Here is a 24344-nt window from a genome sequence, read left to right on the forward strand (position 1 = left end):
AGGCCGCCGGCCAATCGGATCCTCCTCGAAGAATGAGCAGCCACCGGACGCCGAGGCCCGAAAGCTTCATCCTCACTCGCGTGCCGGTCAGCGGGAAATTCGACCGGGCGCACGTCAAGTGTCTCGCGCGATTTCCGAGGTGCCTGTCTGCTTCTTCTTCGACTGTGCACATTCGCCGGCCAGACGCAGATCTCCTGTTCTTGATCGCCCTGCGCGACGCCGATGCCCGCACCGCTACGGGGACCATCGACGTTACCCGTTCCGACGCGCCGGTGGCTTGCCGAGACCGTCGACGGTCTTCTGAACGCGCTGTCCGGCTCCGAAGCCTTCGAGAAGCGACCGAACCGAGCGACGCCGAACTGCGGCTTCAGCGGAACTGATCCCCGTCGTCGAGCGATCGTCGAGATTTTCGAGGGGTTCTCGAGGACACGTGAACAAGCTCCCCGGCAACCGATCACTCCAGGGGGTAGCGACATGTCTCAATGCCGGGTCTGCGGCGCGTCCGTGACACTCTTCCTCGACCTCGGAAACCAGCCGCTGTCCGATGTCTTCCCGGCAGGAACGCCCGGCTCCGAGGCCGACGAATTCTTCTACCGGCTGCGCGTGGGCGCGTGCACCGGCTGCGCGATGGTGCAGTTGCTGGAAGAAGTTCCCCGTGAGCGGATGTTCGGTGATCATTACCCCTATCGGTCGTCCGGCTCAGCGGTGATGCGCCGGCATTTCACCGCACTCGCGAAGCGGTTGCTCGCGCTCGAACTGTCCGGCCGGGACGACCCGTTCGTGGTGGAACTCGGGTGCAACGACGGGGTCATGTTGCGAACCCTTGCCAGGGCCCAGATCCGGCATCTCGGAGTGGAACCGTCCGTACGCATCAGCCAGACCGCCGTGGAGTGCGGCGTGCAGGTGCTCAACGCGTACTTCGACCAGGAGACGGCGGTGAGGATCAGCGCCGAGCACGGACCCGCCGACGTGATCTACGCGGCGAACACCCTGTGCCACATTCCCTATGTCACGTCGGTTCTCGACGGTGTCGCCGAGTTGCTGACCGATGACGGCGTGTTCGTGTTCGAAGATCCCTATCTCGGTGACATCGTCGCGTCGACGTCGTTCGATCAGATCTACGATGAACACTTCTTCCTTTTCAGCGCCACCACCGTGGCCCGGCTTGCCGAGCGGCACGGGCTGGCCCTCGTCGATGTCGAGCGTCTTCCGGTCCACGGCGGGGAGCTCCGCTATACCCTGGCGCGCGCCGGCAAGCGGCGTGCCGGCGGAGCGGTGGCGGAACTCGTCGCGGAAGAGGCGGCTCGCGGACTGCACACCCCGGAAGCGCTGTCGGTGTTCGCGACCGCGGTCCGGCGCAACGCGCACGACCTCGTCGAGCTGCTGAGCCGGCTGCGTGGCGAGGGCCGGACGATCGCCGCCTACGGCGCGACCGCGAAGAGCGCGACGGTCACGAACTACTGCAACATCGGTCCTGAGCTCGTCTCGGTCGTCTACGACACCACTCCGGAAAAGCAGGGCCGAGTCACCCCGGGCACCCACATCCCCGTGACCCCGGCGGCGGAATTCGCCGACCCTTATCCGGATTACGCGGTGTTGTTCGCTTGGAACCACGCGGCCGAGATCATGACCAAGGAAACCGGGTTCACCGATCACGGCGGCCGCTGGATCACCTACGTGCCCGAGGTCCGGGTGCTCTGATGGAATCGTTCGAGGCCGACCCCGCCGACCGGCCCGGAACACGCCGTGAGCTGACCGTGGCCGGTGCCTGGACCTTCACCCCGATGGTCCACCGAGACCATCGGGGTGCGTTCTGTTCGCCTTACGAACAAGGCGAGCACGAGACGGCCGTCGGGCGGAGGCTGTTCCCGCTCGCCCAGGTGTCCGTCAGCCGTTCCCTGGCAGGAGTGGTGCGTGGCATCCATTTCACCCGGACACCGCCCGGCGTCGCGAAGTACGTGCACTGTTCCCACGGAAGCGTTGTCGACTACGTCGTCGACCTCCGCGTCGGATCGCCGACCTTCGGCGCCTGGGACGCGGTGCGGCTCGACGCCGAACGCGGGCGAACCGTCTATCTCCCGGTCGGGGTCGGCCACGCCTTCGCCGCGCTCACCGCGGAGGCATCGATGACCTACCTGCTCTCCGGCGGTTACGTACCGGAGAACGAGCTGGCCTTGACGATCCGCGATCCACGGATCGGGTTGCGGCTTCCCGGCTTCCTCTCGCGCGAGTCCCCGGTGCTGTCCGAACGGGACCGCGACGCCCCGACGGCCGACCGGCTCCTCGCCGACGGCCTGCTGCCGGAATTCCGGACCTGTACCGCGCTCGAAGCGGCCCTCGGTGGCCGTCCGGCACCTGCTGAGGAGACCGCATGACGATCCGCGTTTGGGACTACCTGAAAGAGTACGACGCCGAACGAGAGGACATCCTCGGCGCGGTCGACACCGTGTTCGGGTCGGGCCGGCTCGTCTTCGGCCCGAGTGTCGACGGCTTCGAACGGGAGTTCGCGGCCTACCACGACGTCCGCCACTGCGTCGGTGTGGACAACGGGACCAACGCGATCAAACTCGGTCTCGAGGCGCTCGGCGTCGGTGCGGGTGACGAGGTCATCACGGTGTCCAACACGGCCGCCCCGACGGTGGTGGCCATCGAAGGGACCGGCGCCGTCGCCCGCTTCGTCGATGTCCGAGCGGACGACCACCTGATGGACACGACACTGGTGGAGTCCGCGATCACCGAACGGACCCGCGCGATCGTCCCGGTCCACCTCTACGGCCAGTGCGTGGACATGACCGCTGTCGGCGAGATCGCCGCGCGGCACGGTGTGCGTGTGCTCGAAGACTGCGCGCAGGCACACGGAGCACGCCGGAAGGGCGCACTCGCGGGGGCGATGGGTGAGGCGGCCGCGTTTTCGTTCTACCCCACCAAAGTCCTCGGTGCCTACGGGGACGGGGGCGCGACGATCACCAACGACGACGACGTCGCCCGCGCTCTGCGGCGCCTGCGCTACTACGGCATGGAAGGCCGGTACTACGTGGTGCAGACGCCGGGGCACAACTCCCGGCTCGACGCGGTCCAGGCGGAGATCCTGCGCCGCAAACTCCGGCGACTCGATCAGTACGTCACCGCACGACGGGAGATCGCCCGGCGTTACGCCGAAGGCCTGGCGGACACCGAACTGGCCCTGCCCCTGGTCACCGACGGCAACGAACACGTCTACTACCTCTACGTCGTCCGGCACCCGCGCCGGGACGACATTCTCGGCGGTCTGGCGGCCGAAGGCATCGAACTGAACGTCAGCTACCGCTGGCCCGTCCACACCATGACCGGCTTCGCGCATCTCGGCTATCAGGCGGGCGATCTCCCCGTGACCGAGAAGCTTGCCGACGAGATCTTCTCCCTGCCGATGTACGCCTCTCTCGACAAGCGCCGCCAAGACGACGTCATCGCCGCGCTCCGGCGGATCCTGGGCGCCCGATGACCCGCGACGATCCGCTGATCGTGGTGCTGGGCGGCACCGGATACCTCGGTTCGTCGTTGGTGTCACGGCTGGCGGCGCTCGGTGTGCGGACGCGGGCGGTGGGACGGCGACAGGCGTGGCGGACCCTGCCGCTCATCGAGCACGTGCGGGCCGACGTGACCTGTAAGACCGACCTGGCGGCCGTCGTGCGGGAGGCCGACGCCGTGGTCCACCTCGTGGCCCTGCTGAGCGGCGGCCGGTCGTGGCGCGTGGCCGAGGACGACCCCGAAGGTCACCGCGTCACCGTGCAGCCGATGTACGACCTGCTGGACATCACCGGCGCGGACCGCCGCGCACCGCTGCCGATCGTGACCGCGGGGACCACCACCATCGCGGGGTGCCCGGACCGTGCCCGGCTCGACGGCACCGAACCCGACCGGCCCGGCACGGCTTACGACCGGCACAAGCAAGCCGTCGAGCGCGCTTTGCTCACGGCCACGGAATCCGGTGTGGCGCTCGGAGTCCCGCTACGGCTGCCCACCGTGTACGGCGCCGGCGCCGGTTCACCGGGCTCGGGCGTCGTGTCGGCCATGGCCGCCCGAGCGGTCGCGGGCCTGCCGCTGACGATGTGGCACGACGGCTCGGTGCTACGCGATCTGGTGCACGTCAGCGACGTCGCGAGTGCGCTTTGGCTCGCCGTGCGGCACGCTGCCGCACTCGGCGGACGCACCTGGCTGATCGGCTCCGGTGACGCCATCCCGCTCGGTGACGTCCTGCGGATGATCGCCGCCGCCACCACCCGATGGACGCGAGACGCCCCGGTTCCGGTGGTCCGCGTGGACCCGCCGGAGTACGCGACTCCCGCCGACTTCTGCGACGTCGAGGTCGATCCCGGCCCCTTCACCGCGATCACCGGATGGCGCGCCACCGTCCGGCTGGAGGACGGGGTGGACGCTGTCGTCCGCGCCACGCTGGCCGAAACCGATCGGTACCGCGACGCCCGGAAACCACTGCCCACAAACAGAATCTCACCGTCCTAGGAGGACATATGAGCCGATCCACCCACCTCGTTCGCATCCGCTCGGCGGACGTACCGGGCAGCCGCCGTCAGGGCGGGCACATCCGTGCCCTTCTCACACCGGCCTCCGCCGGCACGCGAGCGGGTTTCCTGGCCGAAGCGGTACTCGAACCCGGTGAAACCGTGAGCGAGCACTACCACCCTTGGTCCGACGAACACCTGCTCGTCGTCGAAGGCGCCGTGACCTTGGAGATCGATGGCGGCACCGTCGAACTGACCACCGGTGACGCCGGCTTCGTCCGGCGTGGAGCGCGGCACACGATGCGCCAGCACGGAGACGAACGTGCGCGCGTCGTGCTCTTCCTCGGCCCGCTCGCGCCGGACCCGGCCGACGGCCACGTCGACACCGTTCCCGTCCCGCACCCGGACGACCCGCCTCCCGTCGTCGGCGGACCGTCTTGACCACACCACGAGCAAAGGGAGAGATCGTGCCGGCCAGAACCGACAATCGCGTCGTCATCGACGCGCCCTTCGAGACCGTCTGGGACTTGACCAACGACGTCGCGTCCTGGCCGTCCCTTTTCACCGAGTACGCGTCGGCGGAGATCCTCGCGGAGAACCCGGACTCCGTGCGATTCCGGCTCACGACGGTCCCCGATCCTGACGGGTCGGTCTGGAGCTGGGTGTCCGAACGGTTCCCGGACAAGGAGAACCGCAGCGTCACCGCACACCGGATAGAGACCGGGCCGTTCGACTACCTGCGCTTGCGCTGGGACTACCGCGAGGTCGCCGGCGGCGTCGAACTGCGCTGGCGCCAGGAGTTCCAGGTCCGGCCCGGTTCGCCCTTCGACGACGCCGCGATGACCGAGCGGCTCAACCGCACTTCGGGAGAACAGATGCAGCACATCAAAGCCGTGATCGAGTCACGGGTCACCTCGGGCGGACACGCATGAGCGCCGTCGCCGACGTCGCCGCCGGTCCCGGCGGCGCCTCCACCCATCGGGACCGGCTGGCCATTCTCACCTGCGGGCTGCGGCTCGCCCACGTCATCGGCGCGCTCACGGAGTTGCGGGTCGCCGACGCGCTGGCCGACGGCCCGCGGCACGTGGCCGACCTCGCCGAAAGATGCGGCGCGAACGCCGACGCGCTGCACCGGGTGCTGCGGATGGCGGCTTCGTTCGGGGTGTTCACCGAAACCGATCCCGGCGTGTTCGCGCGCACAGCACTCTCAGAGCCCACTCGAGCCGATGTCCCCTACAGCCTGTGGCCGCTGATCGTTTACGGCCGCAAGAAATTCTTCACCGAGCCGTACGGAGCGCTGGTGCATACGCTGCGCACCGGCGAGCCTGCCACCGAACCGGTACTGGGCACCGATTTCTGGGGTTACCTGCGCGATCATCCCGACGACGAGCAGTTCTTCGACTCCATGATGACCGAACTCGGCCGCTGGGAGACCGACCGGCATCTCGCGATGATCCGGCCGGAACGGTTCGTCCGGATCGCCGACCTCGGCGGCGGTCATGGACATTTCCTGGCGGCCGCGCTGCGCCACGCGCCGGGCGCACGCGGCGTCCTCGTCGACCGCCCGACCGTACTCTCCGACGCCGGGCCGGTACTCGACGCCGAAGGAGTCACCGACCGGGTCGAACTCCGTCCCGGTGATTTCTTCGACACACCTCTCCCCGCCGACGCCGACGCGTACTTCCTCAAGGCCGTCCTGCACAACTGGCCCGACGATCGGACCGAAGCACTGCTGCGCCGGGTGCGCGAGACGATCGGTGACCGCGGGACCCCGCTCTTCGTCGTCGAGCAGGTCATCGCTCCCGGCAACGATTTCGACCACGGCAAAGTGCTCGACATCGACATGCTGGTCCTCTTCGGCGGCCGGGAACGCACGCTCGAGCAATGGCACGAACTGTTCGCGGCCACCGGCTTCCGGCTGGCGAACGATCCTGGTGCCGGACGCTGGACCGTCTTGCACGCGGAGCCGGCATGACCACCGAAACGCGGCCGGAATCGCCGGCCTATCCGTTCGCCGCTCGCGACGGTGTCGACCCGGACCCCGGTTACGCCGACGCGCGGATGGCGGGAGCGCCGGTGCCGGTGTTCCTCGGCGGCGGTCGCTGGGCGTGGCTGGCGACCACCATGGCCGACGTGAGAACCGTCCACACCGATCCCCGGTTCTCCCGAGCCGCGGCCGCGGGATCGGCGAACGCGCCGTCCGCCGGGCTCTCTCCACCCGCCGGTTCGCTGCTCGCCCTCGACCCGCCCGACCACACCCGCATGCGCGGCCTCGTGGCCGGGGCGTTCTCCGCCCGCCGGATGGCCCAGCTTCGTCCGAAGGTCGCCGAACGGGCCCGCGGTCTGCTGGCCGCCCGCGCCGGTGACGACCCCGCCGATCTCGTCGCCGGATATGCGCGCCCGCTGTCGGCCGGGGTGATCGGTGCCCTGCTCGGCGTTCCGGAAAGCGATCACGAACGGTTCTTCGCGTGGGCGCAGGCTTTCCTGTCCACGGCGCCCGGGTCCGCGCCCGAGATCGGCCGTGCGCGCGGCGAACTGGCGGCCTATTTCGGTGAACTGCTGGGGCGCCGGGCTCGCAGCCCCGAGCACGATCTCCTCTCCCATCTGGCCGCACAGGACGCCGATCCGCGGGAACTCGTCCTGCTGGCGATGGCGATCCTCGTCGCCGGTCACGAGACGACCAGCAACCACCTGGCGAGCTCGCTCATGCTCCTGCTCTCCGATCCCGGCACGACCTCGGAACTCCGGGGAGATCCGGAAGGTGTCGGCCAAGCGGTGGAAGAGCTGTTGCGCGCCGTCTCCCTTGGCTCGGTCGGCGGGTTCCCGCGGAGGACGACCGAATCCGTCGTGTTGTCCGGTGTCACGATCGAGGCCGGCGACCTGGTCATCCCGGCGCTCAACGCCGCCAACCGCGACCCCGCCGCGTTCCCGCAGCCCGACGACCTCGACTTCGCCCGATTCGCCAAGGTCCCGCCCACCCATGTCGCGTTCGGCGCCGGACCGCACTTCTGCCTCGGCGCCGCGCTGGCCAGGATCGAACTGGCCGAAGGTGTGTCCGCCGTGCTCGACCACTACCCCGAAGCCGAACTCGCCACCCCCGCGGCCGAGCTCGCCTGGACTCGCGACTCCCTGGTCCGCGGGCTGGTCTCGCTGCCGGTCCGGCTCGGCCCGGCCACGTCGTCTCCCTCCGCGGAGACCGGAAAGGAGAACCAGTGCACCGCGCCCTGATGGTTCGCCGGTGGAACCCGGCCGACCGCGAACGCATCACCGAACTGTTCGCCGAACACGATCGCACCGCCCTGCCCGCGCAGATCGGCGCGACCCGCCGGACGCTGTTCGGCTTCCACGACCTCTACTTCCATCTGATCGAAGGCGAGGACGGGTTCCAGCAACGCCTCTACACCGCCGTGCGCGATCAGCGCTTCAAGACCATCGACGGTGAACTGGCGAAACTGCTGCTGCCCTATCGCACCGACGAACCGTCGATGGCACAGGCACAAGCGGAGGCCTTCTACGACTGGCGGCGGCCGCTATGACCACTTCCCGCGTCCGGACCGGCGTCTTCCGCGTCCTGCTCGAGATCGACATCGGTGACACCGCCCCGGCCGACTTCTTCGCCGTGTGGCGCCGCATGGCCGAGACCGCCGCGCGGGCACCCGGCATCCTCGCCCAGTCCCTCAACGCCGACACCCGCCGCGACGGCCGTTACTTCGTCGTCAGCGAATGGCGTACGACGGAGGACTTCACCGCGTTCTCCGCCGGCGCCGATCACGAGCGGCTGGCGACCTCGCTCAAGGCGCTCGGCCGCACGGTGTCGATGACCGGCATGACCCAGGTCCTCACCAGCCCACCCGTCTCCGCCGTTTCGGAGGTCCGACCATGACCACACTGGAATCCACCTCCGTCACCCGTGAACGGCTCTATCGGATGATGCGGGTGTACAAGGAGACCAGCTTGTTGCGCGCCGCGCTGCGGGTCGGCGTGTTCGACGCGCTCGGCGACGGCCACGGCACCCCTGCCGCGATCGCCACGGCGACCGGTGCCGACCCGCGGGGTATCCGCTTGCTGCTCAACGCGCTCGTCGCCCTCGGGCTGGTCCACCGTCATCAGGACGGCCGGTTCACCCTCGACCGAGGTGGCTTTTCGCTCCTGGTCGGCTCGAGCCCGGACTTCTACGGCGGGATGGTCGACGTCGTCGCCAGTGACGAGGAGTGGGACGCGATGCGCGACCTCGCCGCCGCGGTCCGGAACGGCGGCTCCGTCCGCGACGTGAACGCCGAAACGCCGGGCTACCACTACTGGGAGACCTTCGCACGATCGGTCGGGCCGGTGACGGTGCCGACGGCGGGCCTGCTCGCCGAACTGCTCGAGCCGTGGTCGGCGACCCGGTCCGGCACGCGCGTTCTCGACCTCGCCTGCGGGCACGGCATTTACGGGTTCACGCTCGTCAGGCGCCTGCCCGGAGCGACGGTGACCTGCGTCGACTGGCCGAACGTCCTGGAGATCACCCGGCAGCATGCCCGGGAACAAGGTCTCGACAGCCAGGCGCGGTTCGTCTCCGGTGACATGTTCGAACTCGACCTCGGCCCGGAACACGATCTCGTCCTGGTCACCAACGTGCTGCATCATTTCTCCGAAGCACGCGCGACCGAACTGCTCTCGCGTGCCACGGCCCAGCTCGCCCCGGGCGGACGCATCGGTGTCGTCGGGTTCGTCGCGGGTGACGACCCCGCGCGGGATCCCGAACCGCATCTGTTCTCCGTGCTGATGCTCGCTTGGACCAACGCCGGTGAGGTGCACACCACAGCGGCGCACGAACGCATGTACGCGGCGGCGGGCCTGCGGATCGAAGCGACCCGCCGGGTACCCGGCCTTCCGTTCCACGTGACCGTGCTGGGGAGGTCGTCGTGATCCGGGTCCTCGCGCTCACCTCTTCCGGCCTCGGTCACCTGTTCCCGATGGTGCCGAGCCTTTGGGCCGCCCGGTGCGCCGGCGCGACGGTCCTGGTCGGCGCGACCGGCCCCGCGGTAGCCGGTTCGGTCGGCGCGGGGATTCCCGCCGTGGACCTGTTCCCGGACGGCATGGACGAGTTGTCGGCGATCCGGGCCTCGTTCCTCCGGCGGATGCCGGGGGCGGCGGAAGGTGAGCGATTCGCCTTGGCGATGCGGCTGTTCGCCGCGCTGTCGGATCGTGTCGCCGACGCCGCGGTGGCGCTGGGCCGCGCCTGGCGGCCGGATGTCGTGCTGCACACCGCGTTGCAACCCGCCGGGCCCTTGGTCGCCGCGGTACTCGGCGTCCCCGCCGTCGAACACGGGTTCCAGCTCACCGGGGTGGCCAGGACCCAAAGCCTCATGGAGCCGCATCTCGCGCAAGCGTGCGAACGCCACGGAGTGCCCGGGTTGCGAGACGTCGACGAAGCGCTCGACGTCTGCCCGCCGAGCATGTTCCCGGGCGGCCCGACCGGGCTCGCGCTCGGCTACCGCCCCTATGGCGGCGCACGGGCACTCGACCCGGCCGAGTTCACCGAACGGCCCGGGCGCCGCCGTGCGCTGGTCACCCTCGGCACCATGGCCGACCACGGTGAACTCGCCCCCCTGCTGCTCCGGACACTGGCCAAGCACGACCTGGACGTGCTGGTGGCCGGGGAGCTGCCGGTCGGCACCGATCCGGACTCGGTACTCGCGCACGGCTGGTTGCCCCTGGAAACGGTGCTGCCCGGCTGTGACGTGCTGGTCCACCACGGAGGCGCGGGGTCGACCTTGGCCGCGCTCTCCCGCGGTGTCCCCCAGGTGATCGTGTCCAGGGACGCCGACCACGCGTTCAACGGCGAGGCGATCACCCGGCGCGGCGCCGGGGTCTTCGCCGTCCCGGACGGCGGGGACACGGCCGTACTCGACGAGGCGCTCGACCACGTACTGCACGATCCGCGTCCGTCGAAGGCCGCGCGCGAAGTCGCCGAGGAGATCGCGGGCCTGCCCGGTCCCGAACAGGTCGTCCCCGACCTGCTGACGGAACTCACGACCGCACGACGAAGGGAGTACGCATGAGCACCGTCCCCGAAGAACCGGCGCTCGAAACCGGTCTCGAGTTGCTCGACGAGCCGACCCTCGCTCGTGTCGTCACGCACGGCCATCGGGCACCCCGCAGCGGCTGGCTCGGTGTCGGCGCACTGATCGCCGAGTCGCTGTCGCTTCGCGACCACCGGATCCCCGCGACCGCCACGGTCGCCTTCGGCTCCGGCACGAGATCCGAAGGTCCGCAATGGACCAGCGACGTCCCGGTTCCCGCGGGTGGTTTCGCGGTTCTCGCCGGCCGGACCGACGACGGGCACAGCACGTGGACCGCTTACCTCGCCGACGACCTCGTCACGGCGCCGGTGGCGCTCACCCCGGCGATGGACGTCTGGGGCGGTCACCTCCTCCTCGTGCGCGACGGCGCACGGCCGCTGGCCACGGTCGTCGACACCGTCGTGGTGCGGCCCGGCCTGCTTTCCTTGCCCCCCGGCCTGCTGGCCATCGCCGCGGCGGGCGCACACGCGCTGGGTGTCGCCGCGCGCTTCCGTGACGCGTTCCTGCGCAAGGCCGCGCGCAGCGCGCGTGGCTGGGCCGCGGTGAAGACGATCGACGATCCGATGGTCCTGTCCATCCTGCTGACCGCCGAGGAACTGCTGGACGGCGCGGCGGCGCTGCTGAACGCCCGCGTCCGCGCGCTCATCGGAGATCCGGACCCCGGTCCGGGCGCATGGGCGCGGCTGGTGCTCGCCGGGATCGGCGCGCTCGACGCGGCGTGCGCGGCGACGACGAAGGTCATGACCGTGACCGGAGCGAGCGCGCTCTACGACGGCAACCCGATGCAGGAGTCGTTCGCGCACCTGGCCGCGCTGAGCGCACACCCGTTGTTCGACCGGCCCGTCCGGCTGCTCAACCAGCGGGCCGCGCTCGAACCGGACCTGGACCGCCTGTTCACCGACGATTCGGGGGAAGCCCGATGACAGTCACCGAGACCGGTGCGCGGCACACGAGCACCCCCGAATCGCTCATGACCGAGGCCCGCAGGCTGGCCGCCGGACTACGCCTGGGAGCGGCGGCGACGGAAGAGGCGCGAACGCCCGACCGGCACACGGTGGAAAAACTTCGTGAAGCCGGGCTGTTCTCCCTGACCCTGCCGAAGATCCTGGGCGGCGCCGAAACCGATCCGTGCACCGTGATGTCGGTGATCGAAGAGATCTCGTGGGCCGATCCGTCGGTCGGCTGGACCCTGCTGATCGGGCAGTCGGCGGGCTTCCTGGGATGGGGGTCCCTCGATCTCGGTCGCAAGGTGGTGGCGGACCGAGCCGATCCCCTCATCGCCTGTGCGCTCGCACCGATGGGCGAAGGCACGATCCTGCCCGCGTCCGAAGTGGAGGGGGACAACGGACCGGTCTACCGGCTCGACGGCCGATGGGCGATCAACTCCGGCTGCCGGCACGCCGACTGGTTCATCGCCGCGTTCGCGAAAAAGGAGGCGGGCGTGGACTCGCCGCAATGGGGCGAGGACGTCGTGCGCTTCGCCGTACTGCCGGCGAGCGAAGTCGAGGTGCTGGACACGTGGCACGTCCTGGGCCTTCGCGGTTCCGGCAGTGACGACGTGGAGATCCGGGGGGTCGAGGTGCCGCACTCGATGACCTTCAGTCCCTTCTTCGAACCGGGCGAACACGACGGACCGCTCTACCGGTTGTCCTACTTCGCCTTCCTCATGATGATGATGGGCGGATTCTCCGTCGGTCTCGCCCGGCGCGCGATCGACGAGGTCCGGGAGCTGGCCGGGCGTGGTGCGGGGCCCGATCTCGCCGACACCGACACCCAGGTGGAGTTCTGGCGGCTGGACAACGACCGGCTCGCCGCGCGATGCCTGCTCCACGCGGGCGCGGCCCGGGTGTGGGAAGAGGTCGCGGCCACCGGCGCCGCGTCGCCGGAAGCCCGTGCCCGGTTCGCCGGCGCCGTGCAGCATTCACAGCGGGTGGCGGAACGCGTCGTCGACGGCGCCTGCCGGCTCACCGGGGCGGCGGGCCTGCGCGACGAACACGCTCTGCAGCGACTGTGGCGAGACGTCCACGCGGCGGGGGCACATCTGGCGTTCGGGCTCGTCACCGAACGGCGCATGGCCAGGGTCGCCTATCTGGGCGACCATTCCATGCAGTACATGATCTGACGGCTCATTCGCCGTCCGTCTTGCCGGTGAAGGTCCGCAGCACCGTGCGGATCCCGCCGGCCGACTTGAGCCCGAACTTGCCGAGCCGGAAGGACACCGGCCCGTCGAGTCGTTGCGCCCACTGCAGATTCGCCACCGAGGCCTCGATCGCCTTCCGGCCGCGCTCCAGCATGGCGGCTTCGTAGGCGGCGAGGGCGGGCACGGGACGGCCGAGTCCTTGATCGCAGAGGACCAAGGTCTCGGTCAGCGCGGCCGCGTCACACAGGGCCGTACTCGCCCCGATCCCGCCGGTCGGTGGCATCACGTGGACGGCATCACCCAGGAGGGTGACAGTCGGCTGTGTCTGCCACGGTGAAACCTCGGGAGCGACCCAGAACGTCAGCGGCGACAACGTCTCCGGATCGGCCGCGGCGACCAGGTCCACGGCGGCCGGGTTCCAGCCATCGAGCATCTTCCGGGCCGCCTCGTGCAGATCGCCACCGTCGCGCGGGTCCAGGGGCCATTCGGCCACCGGCGCTCCCACGGACCAGAGCACGTAGGCGGAGTCGGGTTCGCGGGGCCCGCCATCCACCGGGAGGTCGGGCCTGCTCCGGCCGGACGGATCGTGGCCGGAGAAGAACATGTTGTGCCCGTCCGGCCCGATCGCGAAGCCGGCACCGTCGATCATCGCCGCCGGAACGCCGATCGATTCGGCGGTTTCGAGCGGCGTGGTTCCGGCGACGCACACGACGTCCCACGGCTCCGGTTCGGCCTCGGGCAGCAACTGCCGCCGCACCGCCGACGCCCGGCCGTCCGCGCCGACCAGCAACGTGCCCTCGTCGGTCTCTCCGGTGGAGAGCTCGACGGCCACCCGGTTGCCCGGCAACGAGCGATACCGCTCGACCGCGCTGCCCCAGCGCACGACGTCGTCGAGCCCCCGCAGCAGCAGGTCGCGCAGCGGACGGCGACCGATCAGCGTGTCATCGTCCACCAGCAGCGCGGGATCGGCCGTCGTAGGGGAAACGAGCAGCTCCTCCAGGTTCTCGTCGAGGATGCGGAACGCGTCCAGCGGCCGCGACGCACTGTCCAGGATCGCCAGGTAAGTCTCCAAAGGGAGGCAGGCGTGCAACGCGCGGTTGGCCGCACCGGTCAGGTGCAGTCGGTAACCGGACCACCGTTCGTGCGGCGTGGCATCGCGTTCGTGCACCGTCACCGCGATTCCGTGGCGGCGCAGGCCGTGGGCCAGGCACAGGCCGCCGATTCCGGCACCGGCGATGATCACGTGACTGCGTTCGGACACCGCTACCACCTCGAAGCATAAGGTTCCTTATGGATTTGGGCTAGGATATCGTCATGCGGTGCCCAACGCAGATCAGCCGGTCCACCCCGGCAAGCCTCCGGTGTGGACGGACGACGACATCGAGGAACTGGCGGGGTGGAACATCATCCGCGCCTATCTCGCGTTCGTTCCGGAGATGTCCCGTGCGCTCGCCCCGGTCGGCATCTCCCCCGCTCAATTCGGGATCCTCGTCCAGGTCGACAACAGTCCCGGCATCGCGCAAGGCGCACTGGCACGCCGATGCCTGGTGAGCCCGCAGAGCATGGGCGAGGCCCTGCCCCCGCTGGAGGCGCTCGGCCTGATCGCGCGCGGCGAGCGCCCGGGCCGCGGTCACCCGATTCCGGTGTACATCACCGAGGCGGGCCGCAAGTTGGTGAAGAAGTCGACGAAGGCGGTCCTGGCGGTCAACACCCCGGAGGCGATGGGTCTCGACGCGGACGAGCAGCGGACACTGAGGCGGTTGCTGCAGAAGGTGGTCGGCACACTCGTGCCCTGATCCTGCTGGCGGCCTGCCTCGCGCAGTTCGTCACGGTGCTCGACGTCTCCGTGGTCAACGTGGCCCTGCCCGCCATCCAAGACGGACTCGGTTTCGAAGCCGGGGAACTGCCCTGGGTGGCCAACGGCTACAGCCTCGCCTTCGGCGGCTTCCTGCTCCTCGGCGGCCGCTGCGCCGATCTGTACGGCAGGCGACGTGTCTTCCTGGCCGGCGTCGCCCTGTTCGGCGGCGCGAGCCTGCTGGCGGGAGTGGCGACCAGCCCCGCCCTGCTGGTCGTGGCCCGGGTCGTGCAAGGACTCGGCGGCGCGGCCCTGTCCCCCGCGACGCTGGCGATCGTCACCGGCACCTTCACCGACGACCGCGCACGACGTGGCGCGCTGGGTACGTGGTCCGCCGTCGGCGCGGTCGGCGGCGCCGCCGGCGGGATCCTCGGCGGTGCCCTGGTCCAGTGGGCGGACTGGCGGTGGATCTTCCTGATCAACGTGCCGATCGCGGTGGCCATCGGCGCCCTCGCGTTCAAGCTCCTGTCGCGAGATCACCGGGCGGCTCGCCAACGGCTGGACGTCGGCGGGGCGATATCGGCCACCGGTGGCCTGATCGCCTTGGTCTACGGGACCACCGTGCTGCAAGACGGCGACTACGGCAACCCGTTGACCTATACCCCCTTCGCCGTGGCGATCGTCTTGTTCGCGACGTTCGCCGTCATCGAGCGGCGAGTCCGCGATCCCCTGCTCCCGCCCGGGTTTCTCACGAAACGGCCGGGACTGACGGTCAACCTCGTCATGGCCGCGCTCGGCTGCGTCGCCTTCGCGACCTGGTACCTCGGAGCTCTTTTCCTGCAGCGGATCCTCGGGCTCGGCGCGTGGCATGCCGGGCTGGCGCTGCTGCCGCAGGCGGCGTGCATCGTCGTCGGCGCGAGACTGGCGAGCCGGGTGCCGTCCCGGATCCCGCCGGAACGGATCGTGTCGGCCGGTACCGCGGCCGTGGTCGCCGGGCTCGCCTGGTTCTCCTTCCTCGACGCGACGTCGGCCGTGACCGGGGTCGTCCTGCCGGGGATGCTGGTCACCTTCGGGCTGGGACTCTCGTTCGGGCCACTCGCGGGATTGGCGACGGCGACCACCGGAAAGCAGGACACCGGACTGGCCGCCGGCCTGCTCAGCACGTTCCGGCAGATCGGCGCCGCCCTGGGTCTCGCGCTCCTGGTCTGGATGGCCGCCGCCCGCACGACGGCCCTTGCCGGCACCGGGATTCCGGCACTGGAAGCCGAAGCCGCGGGGTTCGCACGGGCCTTCCTCGTCGCGGCGGCACCGGCGGTCGTGGCGACGGTCCTCGCCCTGTCGATCCGGTCCGATCGGCACACCGGGTAGCGGACCGCGCGCAGTGCCGCAAGGCGCTTGCCACTAGTATCAGGATCCTGCTACTTTTCGCTCAGGGGCCAGGCGATCTTCGCCCGGCACGCCGGGCGGGAGGATGACCATGGCACTGATCGCCGGCGACACGGCCGTCACCGAGGTCGACGTGGAAAAGTGGCTGGAAGACCTGCGCGATCGCAGCCGGACGGCGGCATTGCGCTTCGTCCGCGACCGCTGCGCCGAACTGTTCACCGGCCGCACCGAAGGCGGACTCGCCGTCACCGCCCTCCCGTCCTATGTGGCCGGTGGGAAGTTCCTGCGATCCGCCTTCGCCCAGGTCGGCTGGTGCTGTGGCCGCCGCACGGATTCCGAGGCCGCGTCGCTCGCGGGCGCGAGCCTGGAACTGTTGCACTGCTTCGCGCTGGCCCAGGACGACGTCATGGACAACTCCCCGCTGCGCCGCGGAACACCGGCGTTGCACACCCAGTTCACCCGCTGGCACCATCAGCAAGGCTGGGCCGGATCACCCGTCCGCTTCGGAGAATCGGCGGCGGTGCTTTCCGGCGACCTGTTCCTGGTCTGGTCGGAGCAGCTGTTGCGGGAATCCGGCCTGGGCACCGACGAGCTGGCTCGCGGTTGGCCGGTCTACGACGTCATGCGCGCCGAACTGGCTGTCGGGCAGCTCGGCGATCTGGTCAACGATGCCCGACAGGCACCGAACTGGGCCTCGGTACTCGACGTGCTCAGGCGCAAATCCGGCAACTACACCGTCCGGCGGCCGCTGGAGTTCGGGGCAGCGCTCGCCGGCTGCGCTCCCGGCGTACTCGCCCGGCTTGGCACCTTCGGCACGCACATCGGCGAAGCGTTCCAGTTCCGCGACGATCTGCTCGGCGTCTACGGCGATCCGGCGATCACCGGCAAACCCGTCGGCGACGACCTTCGCGAACACAAGGCCACCAGTGTCGTCGTCCTCGCCAGGGAACTCGGCTCCCCGCGGCAGCGCAAGGAACTCGCCGAGCTCGACCGGCTCGATCCCATCGGCGACGACGCCGTCCATCGCTGGCAGACGGTGATCGAAGCGACCGGCGCGCGCGAACATCTCGAAGGCCTGATCACCGCCAGGGTCACGTCCGCACACGAAATCCTCGACCACATGGTCATCCCTCCGCGGCCACGGAGGGCACTGTCCTTGCTCGCCCTTCGCTGCACCGCCCGATCCCACTGACCTGGAAGGCAGCCGATGACCAGAGCGGAACTCGACGCCGCCGGCATCACCGACCTCCGGCTGCGCGCCGCCTACGCGCGATGCCGACGGCTCAACGCAGAACACGGCAGGACGTACTTTCTCGCGACACGGCTGCTGGCCCCGGCTCAGCGTCCCGCCGTGCACGCCCTCTACGGTTTCGCTCGCTGGATGGACGACGTCGTCGACGAACCCGGGCCGGACACGACTCTCGAACGCACCGCCGCGGCGCTCGATGCCATCGAACACACCGTCCTCGACGGTCTGCGAACAGGAAAGAGCGACGATCCCCTGTTGTCGGCCGTGATCGACACCGCCACCCGTTACGACATTCCCGTCCGGCACTTCGAAGCCTTCATGGCGTCGATGAAGATGGATCTGACGATCGAGGGCTATGCCGACCGATCCGCGCTGAACGTCTACGTCCACGGTTCCGCCGAGGTGATCGGCCTGCAGGTCATGCCGGTGCTGAGCACCGTGGCGCCGCCGGAGGAGGCCGCGCCGCGAGCGGCCGCGCTGGGAAGAGCGTTCCAGCTGACCAATTTCCTGCGCGACGTCGCCGACGACGTCCACCGCGGTCGCATGTACCTGCCCGCGGACGAACTGGCCGCCTTCGACGTGGACAGGGAGCTGCTGACCTGGTGCACCGAGCACCGGACGCTGGAACCACGGGTGAAACGAGCACTCGCCGACCAGATCGCGACCACACGACAGGTCTACCGGCAGGCGAAGCCAGGGATCGCGATGCTTCATCCCGTTTCTCGCCCCTGCGTCAGCACGGCGCTGAACCTGTACTCCGGGATCCTGGATCGCATCGAAGACGCGGACCACGACGTTTTCCTCCGTCGCGTGCGGGTGCCCCGCCACCGCAAGATAGCCGTCGCCATTCCCGCGCTCTCCCGAGCACGCCGTGCCCGGCGTCGACACGCGACGCCGACGGCCCGGCAACCCGAGGCACGAGCTCGACTGTGATCCGCACACCGGGAACGCGGTGGGGCGCCCTGGCCTGACCTTCAGTCGGCCTGCATCCGTTCGGCGGCGATACGCAGCGCGTCGGCGAGATCGTTGACCCAGCGCGCGTCGTCGACGTGCAGCCCCTCCCAGCCCGGACCGGCGGCGACGACCTCCAAGCCGCGGCGCTGCAGACGCTGGCACAACAGGTCGTCGACGGTGTTGGCGGACATCGCCCACAGTACGATCAGCTTCGGGTCGAGTTTCGACGCCATCCCGACCATGGTCTCCGCCGGCACCATCTGACCGAGATAGACCGCGGGTATGCCGACCTCGACCAACGAGGCACGCAGCACCTCGACCGGCAGGCTGTGCCTCTCGTCCGGACAGCAGCCGATGAGCACTCCCCGTTCGGAAGGTGCCGTAACGAATCGTGCGACGTAACGCTGAAGCGCCAACGACACTTCGGTGGTGAGCGCCCATTCCGATTCGAAGCACACGTCACCCCGGAGCCACCGGCCGCCGAGGTTGCGCAGGATCGGCAAGAGCACGTCGGTCCACATCGCTGCCGCACCGAGCGCGTCGAGGGTCTCGTCCAGCAACGCCGCGATGGAGACGAACTCGAGGTCTTCCGCGGCGCGCTCGAGTTCACCGACCCGCCGGTCGATCGAGACCTCGGGGAGCGCTTCCTCTCGTCCGGAGAACGCGGCCGCCGCGGCCTCCCTGGCGCGAACGCCCCGGTCGATCAGCCGCTGCATGTACTGCAACCGGCGAACGTCCGCGTCGGAATACCGGCGATGCCGTCCGCCCGCTCGCGCGGTGGGCCCGACACCGTATCGAGAAGCCCAGGTCCGAAGCGTGACCGGCGAGACACCCAGCACCTCGGCGACCTTGCCGGGAGCCCACGATCCGGCGGTTCCGGAGTCACCGTCCCCCGTCAGCCGGTCGACACTCATGCGGCACCACGTTCCCCCGGCTCGGGGCGATCCACGGCGCGCTCGGCCACGCGCGAGCTCGAGCCCACTGTGGACAGCTGCAATCCGGTCATGCCCGCTCCTACGAATACGGCGTCCGATAGTAGTCAGACACCCACCTCGACCGCGTATGACGTCATCCAGGGCGACAAGTACCCCCGAAGATCGCGTCATAGTGGGCGCGGCGCGGCTTCGCGTGGTACCCAGCGGTTCAGTTTACGAGTTCACCCGACGTGTGTGCACGAACACCGTCCGCAGGGCCGCCGCGAGCGTGTCGATCACCGGTCCCACATTGCCGCTGAGCGGATACCACCCGGGGCCGGTGGCGCGGGCGGGAACCTTCAAGCGGCGGAGTTCGGACAGCAGCGGCGTGTCCGCGGTGTACGGCGTCATCGACCACAGCAGCACGAGCACCGGTTCCCGGCGCACAGCGGTCCGGATCACCACTTCCGCCGGGACCATCTCACCGAGGAACACCACGGGCACCCGGGCTTCGCGCAGCACGGCGTTGAGCACCTGCAGCGGGAGGGAATGCCGCTCGGCACGACAGCAGGCCAGCACCACCGGAGCACCTTCGAGTGAGTCGACCGGACGCGGGGTGTTCCGCTCGAGCGCGGCCGCGATCGCGCCGACGAGTGCCCACTCCGCCTCGTACGCGACGTCCCCGTCCCGCCGGCGCTCACCCTGGCGGCGCAATACCGGCGCGAGTACGTCGTCCCAGGCGGAGATCGGGCCGTGAGCGGCCAAAAGCCGATCGAGCAGGTTCGCGAGCGACGCGAGATCCACTTTCGCCGCCGCGTCGTCGATCTCGTCCGCCCGACGCCGCGCCTCCGCCACGGTCACCTCATCGGCGAGAACCAATCTGGCGGCCTCTCCGGCGCGCATGCCCTGATTGACCAGCGCGGTCATCCGGCGCAACCGTTGCAGATCGCGAGGACCGTACAACCGTTGACCACCGCCCGAACGGCGGGCGGGTCCGAGCCCGTGGCGGTTGTCCCAGGTTCGCAGGACGACCGGCGGCACACCGAGAAGAACCGCGAGCTGTCCCGTCGTCCACCAGGATCGCCGGTCGGCCACCCTCAGTATCGGATCCGTCGTCACTTTCCCACCATCGACTGGCCTGGCCGTGGCCGCTCCCCCGCCCAGCCGCGTCCTCCGCTTCGCGGCATACGGCCCCATGATGGCCGAAGCGAATCGCTCGCGCAACGCTTCGGGATGCCTGGCCGAACGACCTGAAGGTGTACTTCGTTCGACCCGGACGACCAGCATCTCTCCATACGCTTCCGCATCGATTTTGGGGAAACCACCAGGTGACATCGTCGACCCGCGGCCGGGTGACAAGCCCACAGCATCGACCGGAGCGCTGCCTGCCTCGACGGTGTCGGCTTACGACCCATTCGAGTGAATCGTTTCCGCGACGATTTTTCGGCCTCTGCGGGTTTTGCCGCCTTTCCGGCGGGTAGACCTCAGACATGCCCCGCCGATGAAGAAGAGGCCCCCGTGAACGCCATCAGCGCCACCGCGAGAGTCGAGGCACCGTCATACGCGGTGTCTCCTCAGTGGACCCGGTTCGACGCCACCACGCTGGAGCAGGACGCTGAGGGCCGCATCGCCTGGTCGGAGACGGCTGGATCCTGTCACTGCGGGACGACGCTGTTTCGGATCGGCCTGGAGTCGTTCGTACGCGGGTCAGTGCGCACTGACCGGTGCGGGCTTCCCGGGGGAACCGCTACCCGATCACCGGACGGCTCGACGGAACGGCCCGGAGAGGGAGCCGATCGAGTGAGCCCGATATGCCACCAGCGCCTCGCCGCCTGCGTTCGTAGTCCGTAGGCACGGCGAGGAATACGGCGGCCGGACAGCCGGCCGCCGCGCCCGGGGCCGGATGCCGCAGGAGAGGGCCATCTGGACTGCGGTATCCGGCCCCGCCGGTGTTCTCTCCATCCGAACTACGCGGCAGCCGCAAGCAGCCGGCCACCGGCGAAGGAGGTTCGATGCGCATCACCCGCGGCCGTGACGCCGACCCGTTCGCGGTGCTGGCCGATCTCGGCGCACGGCGGATCAATTACGACCGCGGTGAAGTCGCTCGGCCCGACTGGAACTTCGACCGGCATCGCCATGTCCTGGGGTTCGAGGAACCGGGCCCGCCGACCGAGTCCGGGCTGTGGTCGCGGGCGCGGGCGTTGGTCCGTGACTATGAATTCACCCCTCCCGAATTGATCAACGCCCACTACCGGTCCGGCACCGACCTCGCCGAGCGAAATATGCTGCTGGAGGGCCGTTTTCTCGGCCTGCGGTTCCTGATGGGCGTTCGCATCACCGCTCTGCTCGACGAGCGCGGCGAAGAGCGGACGGCATGGGGATGGAGCTACGACACCCTGGACGGGCACCTCGAGCGCGGCCGGGTGGACTACGCCGTGGTCAAGCACCACTCGACCGGTGAGGTCGAGTTCACCGCGACCAGCTATTCGCAAGTCAGCCCGGCCCTTCATCCCGTGCTGCGGATGGGCTGGGCGGTGTTCGGACGGCGCACCCAGCTTCGGTTCTACCGCCGCATCGGCGAACGTCTGGAAGACCTGCTGCGCTACCCGGCCGACGCGGTGACCGTCCCCCGCCGCAGACCCGTCGCGCGGGGGTGGAATCTCACGATCATCGACGCCGCTTCGGGATGAAACCCGTACGTCCGGACAACTTCTTGAGGAGAAACGATGCGCATCGCCATCACCGGCGCCTCCGGCAATGTCGGCACCGGGTTACTGCGGGCCTTGTCCGCCGACACCGAGGACCACGACATCGTCGGCATCTGCCGCCGCCCCCCGATCTCGGCACCACCGTATGACCGCGTCACCTGGCATCCGATCGACCTCGGCGCGGATACGGCTCACGATCAACTGCGCACGGCATTCGACAAGGCGGACGCCGTGGTCCATCTGGCCTGGGCGTTCCAGCCAGTGCGTGATGGCGAACAACTGCACCGAACCAACTACAAAGGAACCCGCGCCGTCCTGGACGCGGCGCACTCCGCGGGCGTCACACACCTCGTCCACGGGTCCTCGATCGGCGCCTACGCACCCGGCGCCACCGAACCGGTCGACGAAACGTGGGCCACCACCGGCATCCCCACTTCGCGCTACGGCACCGGGAAAGCCGAAGCCGAGCGCATGGTGGAACGCTTCACCGCCGAGCACCCGGAGATCACCGTGTCCAGTGTGCGGCCCACCTTGGTCACCCAGAGTGGCGCGGCAGCGAGTTTCCGCGCGCTCTTCTTCGACCCCATCGTGCCGGAGTGGCTGCTCGGTCTCCTGAGTTCCGGTCGCTTTCCCGTCCTTCCCCTTCCCGCGCACTTTCGAGTCCAATTGGTTCACGCGGACGATCTCGGCGACGCGATCGTCCGGATTCTCCGGCGACGCGCGCCAGGAGCGTTCAACATCGCCGCCGACACGGTCACCATCGAGGATCTCGCCGCCGTGGCGGAAAGCCGCGCCCTGCCGGTTCCTTCTCGACTGCTGCGCGGCCTGGTCGCGGTGCTGTGGCGGATGCGGCTGCTGCGTTTGTCTCCGGGATGGTACGACGTGGGCACCGAATCACCCTTGGTCGAGACGACACGGGCGCGCGAGACGCTCGGCTGGGTTCCACAGAGGACAAGCTCGGACGCGGCACGGGACCAACTCCGCGGCTTGGCAGGAACCGAAGCACTGCCCAGCCCGGCGCTGCGCCGGGACCGATTCCTCACCGAACCGTACCGGCGATTCGGGCGCAGCTGAGCCGGTGAGCAAACCGGCCATCACAGGCGTCGATGCGCGTCCGTTTCACCACGGGCCGACGGGGTACCACCTATCCAGCACACATTTCACCACAGCAAGGTGGGTACTTCCCACGACCAAGTCGTCCCGGTCGAAAACCGGGGCCGTGGCCGGGGTCGCGGCAAGGAACTCACCGTGCCGGCGGCGGGCTCGACCGGATGCGGCGGCTCACCGGCCGTCTTGGAATGTTGTACGGCACGCACTACTCGACGGAAGGCCGTGATCGCGATGACAGCGCCTGGTCCTGAACCTGAGGACGCACCTGGCCTCGAGGCGGGTGGCTCCGTCACGCCCGGCGACACCCCGCCCGACGCGGGGCAGACGTCCGGTCTGTCACACCCCCAGCCGATGCCTTCGCGGGCCGGGCTGATCATCACACTGATCATGATCGGGTTCGTGGTGGTCGGCATCGCAGGCTTCTTCATCGTCCGGGCGCTGGAGCTCTTTTGACCTTCACGAGGTGACCCGAAGAGGGCCGTCCGCCACCGTTGCCGTGGAGTGAATCAGTGACGGCGACGACCGTAAGCCGCGCAAGCAAGCGGCCGCGCCGCCGGTGTCGGCCTACTCCGTGTGCGGCAGGCCTGGTGCTCGCCAAATGCCGTTCCTGATCCAAGGTCGATGCCACGTAGCGCGAGTTGATCATGCGACCTTGCTTCCTGTCGTTGCCGACACGACCTGGGCGGCGTGTCTGAGCGAGCCTTCTCCGCGTGCTCCGCGGTGGCGCGGCTGTGACTGGCGTGAGGTAAGGACAGGGCGAACGTGTCCTGTCGCACGGTTGTCTCGTTGATTACATGGAAGGTTTTCCGGGACGCGAGCCGGACACAGACCGATCTCGGCCTGAACTGTCCACAAAGGAATCATCCCCTCCCTTTGATGCCCGATTTGAGTCATTCGCCAGGGTTTGTGAGGGACAATGAGCGTTCTGTGGAAAAGTAAGTCGAACCTGTCGTGTCGCGGGGCGCGCGGTCGCTCCGCGCAGCCGGCTTGGTGGTCGTGAAGGCCTCCAACACGACACATTCGCCTCACCCCGCACTAGAACACGAATCGCCACTCGAATCCCCTATAGTCCCGAAACGACTCGGAATACCTCCGGACTCGACACTGGGACGCCCGCGCCGGACTCACCGCCGAGCTGCTCCGCACCGCCGTCGTCCTCGCTCAGCGTGACCCTGTGCGGTAACTCCGCACCGACCGGTCGCGTCACCCCGTGACCACGCCGCTGCGATGCACAGGCCCGGCGGTCGGAGCGGCGATCAGATCGACGCCGGGTGGCATCCACCCATGCAAAGCAGCTTTGCCGTCACGATGGGTGGTGATCAGCCGGGCGTCGCGACGAAATGTCAGATCATTCGGCCTGCCGATCGGACCACGTGGTCGTGCCCCGATGCCGTCGCCTCATCCCGGCGTGCCCGGACCACGACGACGGAAACCGCGGCCGTACTGTCCACACGCCGGCGAATCCGCATCGAATTCGATCAGCGAGGGAAGTGTCGTCCAAGTCCACGAATTCTCGTGACA

At 69.2% G+C, this 24344-nt stretch carries 24 protein-coding genes; 21 read left to right on the forward strand and 3 right to left on the reverse strand.

Annotation, left to right across the window (positions count from 1 at the left end; all coding sequences use genetic code 11):
• Positions 1–474 precede the first annotated feature (474 nt).
• The 14 genes from P3102_RS22120 to P3102_RS22185 are packed head-to-tail and all read left to right on the forward strand — an operon-like array spanning position 475 to position 12689.
• Positions 475–1701 (forward strand): class I SAM-dependent methyltransferase, encoded by a 1227-nt coding sequence (locus P3102_RS22120; protein WP_276361392.1) that lies wholly within the window; start codon positions 475–477, stop codon positions 1699–1701.
• On the forward strand, positions 1701–2375 hold the full coding sequence (rfbC, locus tag P3102_RS22125) for a dTDP-4-dehydrorhamnose 3,5-epimerase (RefSeq protein ID WP_276361393.1): 675 nt from the start codon (positions 1701–1703) through the stop codon (positions 2373–2375). The genes P3102_RS22120 and rfbC overlap by 1 nt, the downstream gene beginning before the upstream one ends.
• A complete protein-coding gene (locus tag P3102_RS22130; RefSeq protein ID WP_276361395.1) occupies positions 2372–3481 on the forward strand; it encodes a DegT/DnrJ/EryC1/StrS family aminotransferase in 1110 nt (369 codons plus the stop codon). The genes rfbC and P3102_RS22130 overlap by 4 nt, the downstream gene beginning before the upstream one ends.
• Positions 3478–4500, forward strand: a complete 1023-nt coding sequence (locus tag P3102_RS22135; protein WP_276361396.1) for an NAD-dependent epimerase/dehydratase family protein — start codon at positions 3478–3480, stop codon at positions 4498–4500. The genes P3102_RS22130 and P3102_RS22135 overlap by 4 nt, the downstream gene beginning before the upstream one ends.
• An 8-nt stretch (positions 4501–4508) precedes the next feature.
• Positions 4509–4940, forward strand: a complete 432-nt coding sequence (locus P3102_RS22140; protein ID WP_276361397.1) for a cupin domain-containing protein — start codon at positions 4509–4511, stop codon at positions 4938–4940.
• Between the two features lie 26 nt (positions 4941–4966).
• Entirely contained in the window at positions 4967–5431 is a 465-nt protein-coding gene (locus P3102_RS22145) for an SRPBCC family protein (RefSeq protein ID WP_276361399.1), read from the forward strand.
• Positions 5428–6474, forward strand: a complete 1047-nt coding sequence (locus P3102_RS22150; RefSeq protein WP_276361400.1) for a methyltransferase — start codon at positions 5428–5430, stop codon at positions 6472–6474. Before P3102_RS22145 ends, P3102_RS22150 begins: the two co-directional genes overlap by 4 nt.
• A complete protein-coding gene (locus P3102_RS22155) occupies positions 6471–7727 on the forward strand; it encodes a cytochrome P450 (RefSeq protein WP_276361402.1) in 1257 nt (418 codons plus the stop codon). Before P3102_RS22150 ends, P3102_RS22155 begins: the two co-directional genes overlap by 4 nt.
• A complete protein-coding gene (locus P3102_RS22160; protein ID WP_276361404.1) occupies positions 7712–8035 on the forward strand; it encodes a TcmI family type II polyketide cyclase in 324 nt (107 codons plus the stop codon). The genes P3102_RS22155 and P3102_RS22160 overlap by 16 nt, the downstream gene beginning before the upstream one ends.
• On the forward strand, positions 8032–8382 hold the full coding sequence (locus tag P3102_RS22165; RefSeq protein ID WP_276361405.1) for an antibiotic biosynthesis monooxygenase: 351 nt from the start codon (positions 8032–8034) through the stop codon (positions 8380–8382). The genes P3102_RS22160 and P3102_RS22165 overlap by 4 nt, the downstream gene beginning before the upstream one ends.
• Positions 8379–9410, forward strand: a complete 1032-nt coding sequence (locus P3102_RS22170) for a class I SAM-dependent methyltransferase (protein ID WP_276361407.1) — start codon at positions 8379–8381, stop codon at positions 9408–9410. The genes P3102_RS22165 and P3102_RS22170 overlap by 4 nt, the downstream gene beginning before the upstream one ends.
• The gene (locus tag P3102_RS22175; protein ID WP_276361408.1) at positions 9407–10546 is read left to right on the forward strand and encodes a glycosyltransferase; all 1140 of its coding nucleotides are present in this window, start codon (positions 9407–9409) and stop codon (positions 10544–10546) included. The genes P3102_RS22170 and P3102_RS22175 overlap by 4 nt, the downstream gene beginning before the upstream one ends.
• Positions 10543–11490 carry a hypothetical protein gene (locus tag P3102_RS22180; protein ID WP_276361410.1) on the forward strand — a complete coding sequence of 316 codons (948 nt, stop codon included), beginning with the start codon at positions 10543–10545 and terminating at the stop codon, positions 11488–11490. The genes P3102_RS22175 and P3102_RS22180 overlap by 4 nt, the downstream gene beginning before the upstream one ends.
• Positions 11487–12689 (forward strand): acyl-CoA dehydrogenase family protein, encoded by a 1203-nt coding sequence (locus P3102_RS22185; RefSeq protein WP_276361412.1) that lies wholly within the window; start codon positions 11487–11489, stop codon positions 12687–12689. The genes P3102_RS22180 and P3102_RS22185 overlap by 4 nt, the downstream gene beginning before the upstream one ends.
• A 4-nt stretch (positions 12690–12693) precedes the next feature.
• Here the strand turns inward: P3102_RS22185 and P3102_RS22190 are convergent, their stop codons facing one another.
• On the reverse strand, positions 12694–13968 hold the full coding sequence (locus P3102_RS22190) for an NAD(P)/FAD-dependent oxidoreductase (RefSeq protein WP_276361413.1): 1275 nt from the start codon (positions 13966–13968) through the stop codon (positions 12694–12696).
• A gap of 58 nt (positions 13969–14026) precedes the next feature.
• On the opposite strand from P3102_RS22190, the gene P3102_RS22195 reads away from it, so the two are divergent.
• From P3102_RS22195 to P3102_RS22210, 4 genes are all read left to right on the forward strand, one after another.
• A complete protein-coding gene (locus tag P3102_RS22195) occupies positions 14027–14503 on the forward strand; it encodes a MarR family winged helix-turn-helix transcriptional regulator (RefSeq protein WP_276361415.1) in 477 nt (158 codons plus the stop codon).
• 5 nt (positions 14504–14508) lie between these two features.
• The gene (locus P3102_RS22200) at positions 14509–15870 is read left to right on the forward strand and encodes an MFS transporter (protein ID WP_276371294.1); all 1362 of its coding nucleotides are present in this window, start codon (positions 14509–14511) and stop codon (positions 15868–15870) included.
• 109 nt (positions 15871–15979) lie between these two features.
• Positions 15980–17080, forward strand: coding sequence for a polyprenyl synthetase family protein (locus tag P3102_RS22205; RefSeq protein ID WP_276361416.1), 1101 nt, complete (start codon positions 15980–15982; stop codon positions 17078–17080).
• Between the two features lie 15 nt (positions 17081–17095).
• Positions 17096–18070, forward strand: coding sequence for a phytoene/squalene synthase family protein (locus P3102_RS22210; RefSeq protein ID WP_276361418.1), 975 nt, complete (start codon positions 17096–17098; stop codon positions 18068–18070).
• 41 nt (positions 18071–18111) lie between these two features.
• Here the strand turns inward: P3102_RS22210 and P3102_RS22215 are convergent, their stop codons facing one another.
• Positions 18112–19005: a MerR family transcriptional regulator gene (locus tag P3102_RS22215; protein WP_276361419.1), complete on the reverse strand. Its 894-nt coding sequence runs from the start codon at positions 19003–19005 to the stop codon at positions 18112–18114.
• Between the two features lie 234 nt (positions 19006–19239).
• Positions 19240–20124, reverse strand: a complete 885-nt coding sequence (locus tag P3102_RS22220) for a MerR family transcriptional regulator (RefSeq protein ID WP_276361421.1) — start codon at positions 20122–20124, stop codon at positions 19240–19242.
• A gap of 893 nt (positions 20125–21017) precedes the next feature.
• Here P3102_RS22220 and P3102_RS22225 point away from each other — a divergent pair.
• From P3102_RS22225 to P3102_RS22235, 3 genes are all read left to right on the forward strand, one after another.
• The gene (locus tag P3102_RS22225) at positions 21018–21695 is read left to right on the forward strand and encodes a DUF1990 family protein (RefSeq protein ID WP_276361422.1); all 678 of its coding nucleotides are present in this window, start codon (positions 21018–21020) and stop codon (positions 21693–21695) included.
• 36 nt (positions 21696–21731) lie between these two features.
• Positions 21732–22787, forward strand: coding sequence for an NAD-dependent epimerase/dehydratase family protein (locus tag P3102_RS22230; RefSeq protein WP_276361424.1), 1056 nt, complete (start codon positions 21732–21734; stop codon positions 22785–22787).
• 267 nt (positions 22788–23054) lie between these two features.
• Positions 23055–23276 carry a DUF6480 family protein gene (locus P3102_RS22235; RefSeq protein WP_276371296.1) on the forward strand — a complete coding sequence of 74 codons (222 nt, stop codon included), beginning with the start codon at positions 23055–23057 and terminating at the stop codon, positions 23274–23276.
• Positions 23277–24344 lie beyond the last annotated feature (1068 nt).

This window comes from Amycolatopsis sp. QT-25 (assembly GCF_029369745.1).
In the GTDB taxonomy this organism is placed as follows: Bacteria; Actinomycetota; Actinomycetes; order Mycobacteriales; family Pseudonocardiaceae; genus Amycolatopsis.

Excerpts from the sequence above, each read along its gene's own strand:
- P3102_RS22225 (WP_276361422.1), top strand. The coding sequence starts at position 21,018 with ATGCGCATCACCCGCGGCCGTGACGCCGACCCGTTCGCGGTGCTGGCC.
- P3102_RS22120 (WP_276361392.1), top strand. The coding sequence starts at position 475 with ATGTCTCAATGCCGGGTCTGCGGCGCGTCCGTGACACTCTTCCTCGAC.
- P3102_RS22230 (WP_276361424.1), top strand. The coding sequence starts at position 21,732 with ATGCGCATCGCCATCACCGGCGCCTCCGGCAATGTCGGCACCGGGTTA.
- P3102_RS22180 (WP_276361410.1), top strand. The coding sequence starts at position 10,543 with ATGAGCACCGTCCCCGAAGAACCGGCGCTCGAAACCGGTCTCGAGTTG.
- P3102_RS22215 (WP_276361419.1), bottom strand. The coding sequence starts at position 19,005 with ATGAGTGTCGACCGGCTGACGGGGGACGGTGACTCCGGAACCGCCGGA.
- P3102_RS22235 (WP_276371296.1), top strand. The coding sequence starts at position 23,055 with ATGACAGCGCCTGGTCCTGAACCTGAGGACGCACCTGGCCTCGAGGCG.
- P3102_RS22135 (WP_276361396.1), top strand. The coding sequence starts at position 3,478 with ATGACCCGCGACGATCCGCTGATCGTGGTGCTGGGCGGCACCGGATAC.
- P3102_RS22185 (WP_276361412.1), top strand. The coding sequence starts at position 11,487 with ATGACAGTCACCGAGACCGGTGCGCGGCACACGAGCACCCCCGAATCG.
- P3102_RS22155 (WP_276361402.1), top strand. The coding sequence starts at position 6,471 with ATGACCACCGAAACGCGGCCGGAATCGCCGGCCTATCCGTTCGCCGCT.
- P3102_RS22140 (WP_276361397.1), top strand. The coding sequence starts at position 4,509 with ATGAGCCGATCCACCCACCTCGTTCGCATCCGCTCGGCGGACGTACCG.
- P3102_RS22170 (WP_276361407.1), top strand. The coding sequence starts at position 8,379 with ATGACCACACTGGAATCCACCTCCGTCACCCGTGAACGGCTCTATCGG.
- P3102_RS22165 (WP_276361405.1), top strand. The coding sequence starts at position 8,032 with ATGACCACTTCCCGCGTCCGGACCGGCGTCTTCCGCGTCCTGCTCGAG.
- P3102_RS22210 (WP_276361418.1), top strand. The coding sequence starts at position 17,096 with ATGACCAGAGCGGAACTCGACGCCGCCGGCATCACCGACCTCCGGCTG.
- P3102_RS22150 (WP_276361400.1), top strand. The coding sequence starts at position 5,428 with ATGAGCGCCGTCGCCGACGTCGCCGCCGGTCCCGGCGGCGCCTCCACC.
- P3102_RS22130 (WP_276361395.1), top strand. The coding sequence starts at position 2,372 with ATGACGATCCGCGTTTGGGACTACCTGAAAGAGTACGACGCCGAACGA.
- P3102_RS22205 (WP_276361416.1), top strand. The coding sequence starts at position 15,980 with ATGGCACTGATCGCCGGCGACACGGCCGTCACCGAGGTCGACGTGGAA.
- rfbC (WP_276361393.1), top strand. The coding sequence starts at position 1,701 with ATGGAATCGTTCGAGGCCGACCCCGCCGACCGGCCCGGAACACGCCGT.